The sequence below is a fragment of the Alteromonas sp. RW2A1 genome, assembly GCF_001886475.1.
GTDB classification, from domain to species: domain Bacteria; phylum Pseudomonadota; class Gammaproteobacteria; order Enterobacterales; family Alteromonadaceae; genus Alteromonas; species Alteromonas hispanica.
The window spans coordinates 2,706,704-2,719,925 of the sequence record NZ_CP018031.1 but is presented as its reverse complement, the minus strand read 5'-3'; the positions used below and the strand labels follow the sequence as shown (position 1 = coordinate 2,719,925).

General features: G+C 45.6%; 11 protein-coding genes and 1 riboswitch. Of the genes, 2 read left to right on the top strand and 9 right to left on the bottom strand.

Features of this window, described 5'->3' with window-relative positions:
- Positions 1-73 precede the first annotated feature (73 nt).
- Positions 74-2,116 carry an NADPH-dependent 2,4-dienoyl-CoA reductase gene (locus BM528_RS12140; protein ID WP_071980038.1) on the top strand — a complete coding sequence of 681 codons (2,043 nt, stop codon included), beginning with the start codon at positions 74-76 and terminating at the stop codon, positions 2,114-2,116.
- Positions 2,117-2,168: 52 nt separating this feature from the next.
- Here the strand turns inward: BM528_RS12140 and thiH are convergent, their stop codons facing one another.
- Genes thiH through thiC form a run of 6 tightly spaced genes read right to left on the bottom strand, consistent with a single transcriptional unit; the run spans position 2,169 to position 8,578 of the window.
- Positions 2,169-3,284, bottom strand: a complete 1,116-nt coding sequence (thiH, locus tag BM528_RS12135) for a 2-iminoacetate synthase ThiH (protein ID WP_071980037.1) — start codon at positions 3,282-3,284, stop codon at positions 2,169-2,171.
- The gene (locus BM528_RS12130; protein ID WP_071980036.1) at positions 3,285-4,049 is read right to left on the bottom strand and encodes a thiazole synthase; all 765 of its coding nucleotides are present in this window, start codon (positions 4,047-4,049) and stop codon (positions 3,285-3,287) included.
- 2 nt (positions 4,050-4,051) lie between these two features.
- Entirely contained in the window at positions 4,052-4,303 is a 252-nt protein-coding gene (gene thiS, locus BM528_RS12125; RefSeq protein ID WP_071980035.1) for a sulfur carrier protein ThiS, read from the bottom strand.
- A complete protein-coding gene (locus tag BM528_RS12120; protein ID WP_071980034.1) occupies positions 4,300-5,064 on the bottom strand; it encodes a HesA/MoeB/ThiF family protein in 765 nt (254 codons plus the stop codon). Before BM528_RS12120 ends, thiS begins: the two co-directional genes overlap by 4 nt.
- Positions 5,057-6,676 (bottom strand): thiamine phosphate synthase, encoded by a 1,620-nt coding sequence (thiE, locus tag BM528_RS12115; protein WP_071980033.1) that lies wholly within the window; start codon positions 6,674-6,676, stop codon positions 5,057-5,059. The genes BM528_RS12120 and thiE overlap by 8 nt, the downstream gene beginning before the upstream one ends.
- A complete protein-coding gene (gene thiC / locus BM528_RS12110; protein WP_071980032.1) occupies positions 6,677-8,578 on the bottom strand; it encodes a phosphomethylpyrimidine synthase ThiC in 1,902 nt (633 codons plus the stop codon).
- A gap of 213 nt (positions 8,579-8,791) precedes the next feature.
- Positions 8,792-8,903, bottom strand: a riboswitch (TPP riboswitch).
- Between the two features lie 159 nt (positions 8,904-9,062).
- Here thiC and BM528_RS12105 point away from each other — a divergent pair.
- Entirely contained in the window at positions 9,063-10,631 is a 1,569-nt protein-coding gene (locus BM528_RS12105; protein ID WP_071981293.1) for an L-lactate permease, read from the top strand.
- A gap of 20 nt (positions 10,632-10,651) precedes the next feature.
- Here the strand turns inward: BM528_RS12105 and BM528_RS12100 are convergent, their stop codons facing one another.
- The 3 genes from BM528_RS12100 to BM528_RS12090 all read right to left on the bottom strand — a co-directional run bounded on the left by BM528_RS12100 (position 10,652) and on the right by BM528_RS12090 (position 13,116).
- The gene (locus tag BM528_RS12100) at positions 10,652-11,842 is read right to left on the bottom strand and encodes a retropepsin-like aspartic protease family protein (protein ID WP_071980031.1); all 1,191 of its coding nucleotides are present in this window, start codon (positions 11,840-11,842) and stop codon (positions 10,652-10,654) included.
- A 37-nt stretch (positions 11,843-11,879) separates the two neighbouring features.
- The gene (locus BM528_RS12095; RefSeq protein WP_071981292.1) at positions 11,880-12,326 is read right to left on the bottom strand and encodes an acyl-CoA thioesterase; all 447 of its coding nucleotides are present in this window, start codon (positions 12,324-12,326) and stop codon (positions 11,880-11,882) included.
- A gap of 67 nt (positions 12,327-12,393) precedes the next feature.
- Entirely contained in the window at positions 12,394-13,116 is a 723-nt protein-coding gene (locus tag BM528_RS12090) for an FFLEELY motif protein (protein ID WP_071980030.1), read from the bottom strand.
- Between the last annotated feature and the right edge of the window lie 106 nt (positions 13,117-13,222).

Sequence of the window (13,222 nt, the reverse complement as noted above, 5' to 3'; positions counted from 1 at the left end):
ACAGGCACAAATAATTATTAGTTCACATATGTCATGTAATAAATGGCATAAGACAAAACTTTAGGAATGAGCAATGAATCAGACCGTTACCGATCACACTGTGTATCCTCATCTATTTCGTCCTCTCGATTTAGGATTCACCCAATTAAAGAACCGCGTGATTATGGGCTCAATGCATACTGGCCTAGAAGAGCTGCCCGATGGGCACAAGCGTATGGCTGCATTTTACAGCGAGCGCGCCCGTGGTGGAGTAGGGCTTATTGTTACTGGCGGTATTGGCCCAAATGAAGAGGGCTCAACACACCCGTCTACGGTTCGCCTTGATACCGATGAGGCAGTAAAAAATCACAAGGAAGTGACAGATGCTGTTCATATAGCAGGTGGTAAAATTTGTATGCAAATATTGCATACTGGCCGCTACGCCTATGGCCCCAAATTAGTAGCACCCTCGGCGGTGCAGGCGCCTATTAATCCCTACAAGCCGAAAGCGCTTGAGCCTGACGAAATAGAAAAACAAATAAACGATTTTATCACTACAGCAACTCAAGCTCAGCGCGCTGGCTACGATGGTGTTGAGATAATGGGCTCTGAAGGATATTTTTTAAACCAGTTTATTGCTCGTAGAACAAATCACCGCGACGATGAATGGGGCGGAGAGTATGAAAATCGTATTCGCTTGCCAATTGAAGTAGTTCGCCGCGTGCGAGAAGCCGTAGGCGAAAACTTTATTATTATTTATCGTCTTTCGATGTTGGATTTAGTTGAAGGCGGCTCTACTTACGACGAAGTTGTTAAGCTCGGCAAAGAAATAGAAAAAGCCGGTGCCACCATAATTAACACAGGAATAGGTTGGCATGAAGCGCGAATACCGACTATCGCCACTAAGGTTCCTCGAGCTGCCTTTACGTGGGTTTCCGCCAAGTTTCGCGCGGCGTTATCTATCCCAATTATCACTTCAAACCGCATTAACACTCCCGAAGTGGCTGAAAGCGTGTTAGCTCGCGGTGATGCAGATATGGTGTCGATGGCTCGTCCATTCTTGGCCGATCCTGATTTTGTACGCAAAGCTCAGCAAAATAAAGCTGATGAAATTAATACTTGTATTGGTTGTAACCAAGCCTGCTTAGACCATGTGTTTAGTGGCAAGATGACAAGTTGCTTAGTTAACCCTAGGGCATGTCACGAACTTGAATTGAACATCAAGCCTGCAGAAAAGAAAAAGCGTGTTGCTGTGGTAGGCGCTGGTCCTGCTGGACTAGCTGCTGCGGTAACGTCGGCTCAGCGCGGCCACGACGTGGTTATTTACGACTCAGCCAGTGAAATTGGCGGTCAGTTTAATATTGCAAAACAAATTCCTGGTAAAGAAGAGTTTTATGAGACATTGCGTTACTTCGCTCGTCAAATAGAACTGCACGATAATATTACCTTAACACTCAATACCCGCGTAGATGCCTCGGTTCTAAACGATGAAGGTTTTGACGAGGTGTTAGTAGCAACGGGTATAAAGCCTAGAATGCCTGATATCCCGGGTATTGATAACAAAAAAGTACTTTCTTACATCGACGTGTTAAAAGATAAAAAACCGGTAGGGAATAAAGTTGCTATTATCGGCGCGGGTGGCATTGGCTTCGATACTGCTGAGTACCTCTCACACGGAAAAGAAACACCGAGTCTGGATATTCCTGCATTTATGAAAGAGTGGGGCATTGATATGACCATGACCGCTCGTGCCGGTATTGAAGGTATGAAACCACAGCCAGAACCATCGCCGAGAGAGATATTTTTGTTGCAGCGCAAATCTTCGAAAGTGGGGCGTGGTCTAGGCAAAACTACCGGCTGGGCACATCGTGTGGGACTGCTGGCAAAAGGGGTAACTATGATACCTGGCGTTACCTACGATAAAATTGATGACGAAGGGCTTCATATTACGGTAGATGGCAATCAGCAAGTGCTGCCAGTAGACAATATCATTATATGCGCGGGTCAAGAGCCTTTGCGAGATATCGTAGAGGGACTCTCTATGCCATATCACTTGGTAGGTGGAGCAGACGAAGCCCTAGAGCTAGACGCAAAACGCGCAATCGATCAGGGAACGCGAATTTGTGCTGAAGTGTAGCTTTTGAAGCGTACACAAAAGGAGCCGAAAGGCTCCTTTTGTAATTGAGGTGTTAATAGGCAAAAGGCATCCAATCTTTCCAAACCGCATCTAGCCCTTGCGCGGCTATCGATTTAATCACCTCATTCACCGGTCTGTTATCATCAATATCAAATTGACTCAGTGCTTCGGAGGGCTCACTGTAGCCACCGGGCTGCGTTTGCGAAGCCGCCGACATACTGGTGACGCCCAAAGACAATGCTCCGTCTCTAAACCGCGCAGACTCCCGTGTTGAGAGTGACAGCTCAGCCTGTGGATTAAACAAACGATGTGCACAGATTAGTTGCAGTAGCTGCCGTTCGTCAGGAATTGCGTAGTGCTGTTGACCTGCGCCTCCCTCACAGCGTCTAAGGCGAGGAAATGAAATAGAGACACGACTACGCCAATAGGTCTGCTGTAAAAGCTGGCCGTGAAGGGCGGTCATTACGCTGTCAACTCGCCAGTCGCCAAGACCAAGTAAAGCGCCTATACCTATTTTATCTATTCCCGCGCGGCCAATGCGCTCGGTGGTTTCTAACCGCCACAAGAAATCTTGTTTTTTTCCTCGCTGATGATATTTGGCATAGTGCTGAGGTGAATAAGTTTCCTGATACACCAGTACGCTGTCTAAACCGAGGTCCTTGAGCTTGCGGTAGTCATTTTCTTTAAGCGGCTGCACTTCCATCATGAGGTAGCTAATTTGGTGACGTATAGCGCGAAGAATGTCTTCAAAATAGCGAATACCTACCTTTGTTTCGTGCTCTCCGGTAACTAACAAAACATGGTCGAACCCCATAGCTTTTATAGCATTTATTTCGTTTTGTGTTTCTTCAACGGTGAGCGTGGTGCGCTTAATTTTATTACTCATGGTGAAACCACAGTAAGTGCATTCATTAGCACACAGATTAGATAAATACAGCGGCACAAATAAGTTCATGGTGTTACCGAAACGATGACGTGTAAGCTGCTGCGATTGGGCCGCCATTTCCTCTAAGTATTGGGTTGCTGCAGGAGATACTAGCGCCATAAAGTCATCAATAGTTTTACTCTCTGCGGCCAACGCTACTTCTACATCTGCAGCGGTTTTACTATTGATTGACAGTGCAATGTGCGACAGGTCTTGCTGTAATAACTGCTCAGTAACACGCATTTAGCTCTCCAAAAATGATGTTAGAGGGCTGGTTGCAGCGCCAATATAGTGCGATTTACCCAGACCCGCTTCAAAAGCTTTTCGTCCGGTTTTTACTGCACAGGCAAAGGCCTCTGCCATCGCGACTGGGTTGCGGGCAGTGGCGATAGCCGTATTCACAAGTACCGCATCGACGCCAAGTTCCATTGCCGCCATGGCGTCACTTGGTCTACCGATACCGGCATCCACGATAACTGGCACGTTTGCTTGCTCAACAATAATGCGAATAAAGGGCTTAGTTTGTAATCCTTTATTGCTGCCTATTGGCGCACCTAGAGGCATAACCGCAGCACAACCGGCCTCTTCTAACCGTTTACATAATACTGGGTCTGCACCGCAGTAAGGTAAAACGTAAAAGCCTTTTTTTACCAAGATTTCAGCAGCTTTTAGGGTTTCAATAGGATCGGGAAGCAGGTAACGCTGGTCGGGGTGGATCTCCAACTTTATCCACTGCGAGCCGGTGGCTTCAAAGGCAAGCTCTGCGGCAAATACGGCTTCTTCTGCAGTTTTGGCTCCTGATGTATTGGGAAGTAGTGTCACACCCAACTTTTTTAAGTGAGTTAGCGTGTCGTCACTTTGAGTAGCTGTTATAACCCGTTTCATGGCAAGAGTAACTAAGTCACTGCCGGCAGCATGAATGGCATCGCGCATTGTGGTAGCGCTATTAAACTTGCCGGTGCCTGTTAACAAGCGGGATGAAAAATGATGATTTGCAAGTCTCAACATGGTTAGCCTCCTGCTACTAATGTAAATATATCAATTTGATCACCGTCTTTTAGGTGGGTGTTTGACCACTGACATCGGCTTACTATGGATTGATTGTAGGCAATGGCAGTTCCCTCTTGGCGTAATGCATCACGCATTACCAGCTCTAATAGTGTAATAGGGCTTAAATACGTCTTGTTCTCGCCGTTCACAACAAGCTCTATTCTTAGCCTGCTATTTTCTTTGCTGATATGAGAGTCGCTGGTGTGATTCATTGGCATACCTCACAATTGGGTAACGGGGGTAAGTGGAATGAATTAGTGGTGCCATTGATGGCATTACCGACGATATATTCTCCCCACTGTATTTTGGTTAAATGCCTTTTTGCTAAAAAAAGTAAAGCTTGCGTTGCCTGATGACAGGCGGCCATACCAACAACGGGCCCCAAAATACCGTGGCTTGAGCAGCTCTCATCTACTTTTATTTGCGATACAAGACAGTGATAGCACCCGCAAGATGTCTCGCTATTACCGCATTGCAAATTTACAGACTGCCATGAAAGGCCGCTTGCGGCGGTGATAAATAATGGTATTTGAGCCTTCACACACGCTCGATTGATTTCCATTCTGGTACTTATGCTATCTGTACAGTCGATAACACAGGTTGCTGCAGAGACAATGTCGGGTAGGTTAGTTTCATCAGCAAATTGACTTTTAATCGCAAGGTTGACTGCGGGGTTTACTTTGTTTAGCTCGCAATGCAATGCCCATGTTTTTAAATCACCTAAATATGTTTCATTAAAAGACGCTTGGCGGTGTAGGTTACTTATATCCACCACATCACCATCGACCAAAGTAAGGCTGCCTGCGCCAGCGCCTACACCAGCACCTACTAAAAAGCGAGCGACTAAACTGCCGAGTCCCCCAAGACCAATAACTACAGCATGAGCGTTGAAAAGGTTTTGCTGCCCATGCTCATCAATTTCTTCTAGCAAAAGCTGTCGACTGTAACGTCGAATATCATCCTTATTAAGCATAACCAGCCTCTGTATTGAGTGCACTGTAAGCGTGAATTGGGTTGGTTGCTTTAGTAATAGCGCTCACCACCGCAATATGGGTTACCCCTGTATTCGCTGCAGCCTTACACCGTGATATATCAATGCCGCCAATAGCAACGGTGGGGGTGTCTGCGCACAATTGAACATATTGTTTCAACCGCGCTAACCCTTGAGGTTTTGAAGGCATCGTTTTGGTTTGAGTGGCAAAAATATGACCTAGCGCAATATAAGAAGGAGACAGGGCTTTTACTCTTTGAAGTTCGGCATAGCCATGGGTCGACACTCCTAATCGCAATCCTGCGTGACGAATTGCTTTAATATCCGCATCAAACAGGTCTTCTTGCCCCAAGTGCACGCCAAACGCACCGTGCTCAATAGCGAGTTCCCAGTGATCATTGATAAAAAGCTGACAAGACGTGCCCCTGGTTAAGGCTACGGCTTTTTTTATTTCTTCAGATATCCATGCTTGCCCTGAATCTTTTTTATCTGACTTTATTCGCAGCTGAATAATATTCACGCCAGTAGGCAACAGCCTTTCTATCCAGTCAGCGCTATCCACAACAGGGTAAATCCCTCTTTTAAGTGCAATGGGCACAAATGGCTCAAATGGAGAACTATGCTGATGACTTATTTCTCTCTCACCGTTCGCAGAGGTTTTAAACACACTATTTTTAAAGCACACCGCAGGGAATATGTCGGGGTTTGTAGGGAAGCCTACCGCTTTAGGATGGTGAAACTTATCCCGTTGTGATGTCGATACGTTTCGTACCTTTCTCACATAAGCATTGGCGAGGGTAAGCGCATCATTAACACAATAGTCCTTGGCATAAAAACCAGCAATGGCAGAGGCCAACAGGCAGCCTGTACCTCTAAGCTCTCCTGCATCGCACCGTGGCTGTGAAAACGAAACGTCTTCGGTCTGGGTAAAATACATATCTGTGGCATCACATTGCCAATCGGCATGACCCGCTTTTACAAAGACGCCTTTTAGTAAAGTTGCTTTTTCGGCCCCAGGGTGTTCTGCAAGGTTGGAAGTTGCAAGCAAGGTTTTGGCGGCTTTTTTAGCATCATGGTGAGAACTTATGGTGCTTTGGTTACGAAAATACTCGCTGAGTGCTGCAAGCTCGCTAACGTTAGGCGTTACAATATCTGCCACATTGAGAAGTTGCACTATGGCTTCTTTGCTGAGCCTGCTGATGGTGCTCCCGGATGAAGTTTGCAACACTGGGTCCCAGATTATAAAGGGGCGAGGCCCAGCCAATAACTCAATGCGGGCGCAAAGTGAAAATGCTTGTTCGTCGTTGGCAACAGCGCCTATTTTTATGCAGTGGGGCAACCCCTCACTTGCTAAAGCTTGCCATTGCTCGTTAATCACAGAGGGCGCCATAGGCGTTTGCGCCAGCATCTTGCTGTTCGATTGTGCGGTTACCTGAGTGACTATTACACAGCCGCGCACGCCCAAGTCACAGAGCGTAGCGAGGTCGCGGGTTACACCCGCACCTCCGCTAGAGTCTGTGCCGCCTACACACCATACAGTCGGTGCGTATAATGGCGAGTTTGATGTCGAGTTAAATAAGGTCGATTCAGTCATTTAAAGGCCTACGGATTTGTCGGCACCGTGGTAAAGCTCTGCACCACTTTCGTTAAATGCTTTAGCCATATCTTTCATGCCTTCTTTTTGCGCTTCAAGTGTTTCCTTTTTGGCGACCTCTCGCACTTCCTGTGATATTTTCATGCTGCAAAATTTAGGGCCACACATAGAGCAAAAATGCGCTACCTTGCCAGATGCCTGTGGTAACGTTTCATCGTGATAGGCTCTGGCAGTGTGCGGATCGAGGGCAAGATTAAATTGATCTTCCCATCTGAATTCGAAGCGCGCTTTCGACATGGCATTGTCTCGAATTTGAGCACCAGGATGACCTTTCGCTAAATCTGCAGCGTGAGCGGCAATTTTATAGGTGATAAGCCCCTGCTTTACGTCTTCTTTATTGGGCAGCCCTAGGTGTTCTTTGGGGGTGACATAGCAGAGCATGGCACAGCCATACCAGCCAATCATTGCAGCACCTATGCCAGAGGTAATGTGGTCGTAACCTGGCGCTATGTCGGTAGTAAGCGGGCCTAGCGTATAAAAGGGGGCTTCATGGCAATGGGTGAGTTGCTCTTCCATATTGGCTTTAATCATGTGCATTGGCACGTGCCCTGGGCCTTCTATCATTACCTGTACGTCGTATTCCCACGCAATTTTTGTCAACTCGCCTAGGGTGTGCAGCTCGGCAAATTGCGCCTCATCATTGGCATCGGCAACACTCCCAGGCCTAAGGCCATCGCCAAGAGAAAGCGACACATCGTATTGGGCGCAAATCTCGCAGATCTCCTGAAAGTGTTCATATAAAAAGCTTTCTTGATGGTGACTTAAACACCATTTAGCCATAATAGAGCCGCCGCGAGACACAATGCCGGTAACTCGTTTTGCCGTCATCGGCACATATTCAAGCAGTACGCCGGCGTGAATAGTGAAGTAGTCTACGCCTTGCTCAGCCTGCTCAATAAGCGTGTCTTTAAATACCTCCCAAGTAAGTGCTTCTGCTACACCATTTACCTTCTCCAAAGCCTGATAAATTGGTACCGTGCCGAGAGGAACCGGACTGTTGCGAAGCAACCATTCTCTCGTTTCGTGAATGTTTCTACCTGTTGATAAATCCATAATGGTATCTGCGCCCCATCGGGTAGACCAAACCAACTTTTCGACCTCTTCTTCAATAGACGAAGTCACCGCAGAATTGCCGATGTTGGCGTTTATTTTAACTAAAAAATTGCGGCCAATAATCATGGGCTCCAGCTCTGGGTGATTAATATTGCACGGTATAATTGCCCGTCCAGCCGCCACTTCCTGGCGCACAAATTCCGGTGTTATTACTTCGGGTAGGCTTGCTCCAAAGCTTTCGCCTTGGTGTTGTTGGGTTAAATCGACATGCTGAATGGACGAGCGGCCCATATTTTCTCGAATGGCTATGTATTCCATTTCTGGGGTAATGATCCCTTGCCGAGCGTAGTGAAGTTGGGTCACGTTTTTTTGTGACTTAGCCCGCCGCGGTTTTCTGCTGCGCAAAAACCTAAAGTCTTCAGCAAACACATCTGCCTCTCGCTCCTTCGCAAAAGAAGAGGTAACACCATCTAACTCTTCAGTATCGTTGCGCTGCTGTATCCATGGCGAACGCATTGGAGATAGCCCTCTTTGCACATCAATTGTTTCCAACGGATCACCGTAAGGTCCTGAAGTGTCATAAACTGGAATAGGAGGGTTTGGTTCATGCAGCGGGTTTTGCTCTGTACCGCCAATTAAACTGTCGTGCTGATGAATAAGGCGCATAGCAACTTTGATATCGTTGCTGGTTCCTAGTTCGTAATGACGAGTAGAGTTTGGGTAAGCCTCACCGGCTAATTGATTGATAAAGTGTTGCGCTTGTTGGCGCTGTTCGCGTCGTGTCGACATAGCATTTAGGCCCTTTTGAGTTGGCGTTAGGTAAAATGCTTGTCAGGAGTGAAAAGAAAAATGAAGTGCAGAGCATGATGCAAAACACGCGTGCCGATTAAGTTTAAAACTAAATGCGATTGACAGGGTAAGACATCAAACCCGTATCAATTTTATTGTGAACATTCTTTCATTAAAGTCTGTTCAAACGCAAAAAAAGTGTTAAAGCACGATACAACATTTATTCTTGTTCCCTTCGCAGGTATTAGCCTGATCAGGTTCTACGGATCCCGCTTTCGCAGTCTCAGCTTACTGGATAACCAGTGAAGCACTCCGACAAGTAACTTGCCGAATACTATATATTCATCGTGTACCGAATTACAACCTTTGTCTTTTTTTAACTGCTGGCATGGCTAAAAAAGACATTTTTTATGTTTTTACAGAGTTGCTGCATTACACTGAATCTCGTCAATTTTTCAGCGCGAATGTCAAAAAAAGGCGTGGTATGGATACTTTTATCGCAACATTACCCATCATAGTGCTAGTTTGGAGCATGACAAAAGAGCGACCATGGCCAGCTCATATAGCATTGCCATTAACGGCATTATTCATTGGCTTTCTGCAGCTATTCTACTTTCAGGGTAGAGCACCAGAATTAGCAGCAAACACAATTGCAGGTTTACTTTCAGTGTTAACACCACTGTCGATAGTAGCGGGCGCCATCCTGCTAAACAGTATACTTGTTCGTTCAGGCTCGCAGGAAAAGCTAAGACACTACTTAGAAAGTGTCAGTAGCAATAAAGTGGCGCAACTTATGATTATTGGTTGGGCATTTACTTTTATGCTTGAGGGAGCGTCTGGTTTTGGCACGCCGGCGGCCATTGCTGCGCCTATTTTGGTAGGATTGGGTTTTCCCGCTCTGCGTGTTGCACTTCTCACGCTCGTTATGAATACCATTCCAGTCTCGTTTGGTGCTGTTGGCACGCCCACTTGGTTCGGCTTTGAGGCGCTCAACTTAAGTGAGGAAACATTATTAGAAGTATCCTCTCTCACTGCTTTCATTCATTTTGTCGCAGGTTTTTTTATTCCCTTACTGGCGCTTAAATTCGTAGTGGGGTGGCGCGATATTCGGGCTAATGCAGTATTTATTTTTATCAGTGTTTTAAGTTGTACTGTGCCTTACCTTTTGTTGGCTCAAGTAAACTATGAATTCCCTGCCTTAATTGGCGGTGCAATTGGACTTTCCCTGTCGATTGCCTTTGCAAAATTTGGAGTGGGGCTTAAACGTGTAAATCATACCAGTACGAATCTGAAAAAAGAGAGCTCATTGGAAAATATTGTAGTGGGTCTATCTCCATTTATTATCATGATCGTTATTCTCGTAATAACGCGTGTGCAGCAGCTAGGGGTAAAACCGCTTTTAAATAACACCGAAGTTTGGTTTCAGCTCTTTGACATTGAAGTAAGTAAAGCCCTCATTGTTAGCTGGAATGACATTCTTGGTACTACTATCAGCTGGTCTTATAAAACCCTGTATGTTCCAGCGCTTATTCCTTTTATTGTTACCATTGTCCTGTTAATTCCTTTTTTAAAAGTGAGTTTTTTTGAGCTTCGCCAAGCAGTTTCCGAAACGGGAGAGCGCATCAAGCATCCCGCTATTGCCCTTGTTGGAGCGCTTATTATGGTTAATTTTATGATGCAAGGGGGTGAATCATCGCCCATGTTTATCATTGCTAATAACTTAGCTGACGCGACCGGAGAAAATTGGCTTTATGTAGCGTCGTTACTTGGTGCGTTAGGCTCATTTTTCTCTGGGTCTGCAACAGTTTCAAATCTTACCTTTGGTGGTATTCAATATGGTATCGCTGAACAGGCGCAACTGTCGGTCCCGCTGGTTTTGTCATTACAATCTGTTGGGGCTGCAATGGGAAATATGGTGTGTATTAATAATATTATTGCGGTCTCTGCAATTTTGGGGATAAAAAACCAGGAAGGAAAAATGATTAAGCAAACGATAAAGCCAATGCTTGTATTCGCGTTAATTGCGGGAATATTGTCTCAGGTTATGCGATAGGCTAGAGTAATTAGACGCAGCTATTTGTTTTCTCTTAGGTTTAAAAGCAATATGTCCTCTTGGGGAAGAATAGAAAAATCGAATTCACCAAGAACATTCATACCTAAAAGTCCGTCGGCATCAGGCAGCGCCTCCTCTGGAAGTACAATGGCTGAAACATCGTTAAATGTGTAACCTGCAAAGGTAAATTTTGGAATTTTTACAAGCTGAGCTTCCACACTTCCCGATGCTGTCTGAACGTTAAATATACCAATAAATGTCAGGTTTCTCATTTTGCCTAAACGGGCAAATAAGCGTGACGAAATGGCAGTCGTGCTAGCCCCAGTATCAAGGATCATCGATGCGCGTTGATTAAGTGCAATGGCTTCAACGCGATACTGATTGCCTATTCGCTCGAGCGCGACTTGAATATCGTCTGGGCTATCAGAAAAGGTGTTGGTAGTGTTTGTTTCATCATCATTAGCGTCTGTGTTTGCTGTTTGTTGTGCGTACGCCATATCGCGAATAGCCTGTGCATCGTTATCATTAAAGGGTAGGGCAGCGAGTACGTCCTCCATTAGTGTCATTTTTTCCTGATGCGCATAGGCGGTAGCCAAATTAAGCGTGAATTCCTTATTGTCTGGCTGGCGTTGAAATAGCGGCTCGTTGAGCTTGGCGACAAGCTCCCACTGCTGATTTTTTTGAAGCTGAGCTTGCGCTTGGTTGTACAGGCTTTCTACTTTGTGCTGAATTTTTTTCAAGGCACTTAGGGATAACGGCAGCTCAGCTAAATCGTAATAATTAATTAGCGCTGTAGGTAAAGGCTTCGTGCGCTCTACGAGCTCTGCTTCAAGAAGCAACAGAGGTTCGCTTAAGGGCGATAACTTTAGCTGGTTATTAATTTCTACCGCCAGCTGGCTATACTCGCCTGCCTCAAGCATTGCTGTTAACGCTTTGAGTGAGGGCGTTTGCGCATCAGCCATTAGCTCCGTGCTTTTAGGGTTATACTGGGTTGGGTTTTTATTGCAGTTTGCGCTGCCACCTTTACCAGCACCGCACACGCTATCACCCACGGAGTTTGTATTCGATTCATTGCCCGTTGATGAGCTAGTATAGCCGCTTTTAACAGAGCCGCCCTCATCATAGCTTGAAAGACGCTGCCACAAGTATATGTTTGTTACCAGCGAGGCGCTGAGTAACGCTATAACAACTACTATCAGAATGCGATTCATTCAAACTACTCAAAAACTAACTACGAATGTGTGCATATTATCGCTCGCGTTTTTCTGCAGGTAATTCAATACACGCCTCGCCATAGGCTCTTATAAATTGAGCCGGCATCCGTTTTGGCGCGCCTGTGTCTAAACTGACGCATACAAACTGGGTAAGCGCATCAAACACCGTTTTTTTGCGCTTAGAGCAAATAAATTGGAACTGTCTAGAAAGCGTAAGTTTATTATCGCATTTCACTATCCATGTGGCGCATTGTAAGGTGTCATTCAAGTGCGCAGGAAGATGATAATTCAACTCATGACGTCTAATTACCATGCCTCGATTAAGTGTTTGGTAATCTGTAAATTGAAGTCCTAACGCATTAGAGTGAGCCCATGCCAATTTCTCTAATTGTGCCAAGTAGGCCACATTATTAACGTGGTTGTAATGGTCAATATGTGTCGCATCAATATGCCAGTCTTGAATGAATGGCTTATCGTACATCCAATCAATAGCGTGTTCTTTCAAACAAAATTCCTTGTTAAACCTGTTATTGCTAATGGCCTGCCGTTTACGGCTGTAATGGCACATTGGGAAGCGGATTATCAACTGGCAGCCGAGTAGTTTCGCTCAGTAAGATTTCCATAAGTTGCGTTTCACGCTTCAATACCGGTTGAATAAAGCTTTGCACGTCACCAATGGCTTTGAAAGAGTTGAATCCTCGTTCCAAAAACTCATGCAGTGCAAGTAACCCCGCCATTTTTGCTGGGCGACGAGAAAGTGAAATAAGCATACCAATACCCCGCACTTTGATTACGTCGGCAAGCTGATCGCCTAGGTGCGATATAATATTTATCTGCTTCTCGCGATCTGCCTTTCTTCCAACATGCCGATATGCCATTGCATAGGTGTCTTTATTAATTGGCTCGTTTAGAAAATGAGCATGTAGATACTGGGCTAGCTCCATATCTAAGTCGAAAGAGAGCGCGTTTAGAGAAAGTGCATCATTCATCGCATTCATGGCTTTTTCGGGCAGTACTTTTGCCAATTTGGGTATTACGCGCACTAAATCTGCATCGCGCTGGCTAAAGTCTTTAGGCCCGTAAAGCTCCTCAACGAAAAACGCCATCGCCTTCTGGTAGCGCTTTTGCTGGGCCAAATCATCGTGGCTCACTAATAATCGCTGACACTGCCAGTCTTGGAGTTGATGCACAAGAGGCATAATATTCAGTTTGTTTGCCAAGTCACGTTGAGCATTAACGCGATGAATATGTTTAATGATGTCTTGTGCCAAGCTTTTTCACCCCATGTTTTTGATAAGTGAATCAATTCGTAAAGCTAGATTGACTCATGCGAGCCTAGCTTTCAAGTGAGAAGTCACCTCTTTGCTGATATAATCT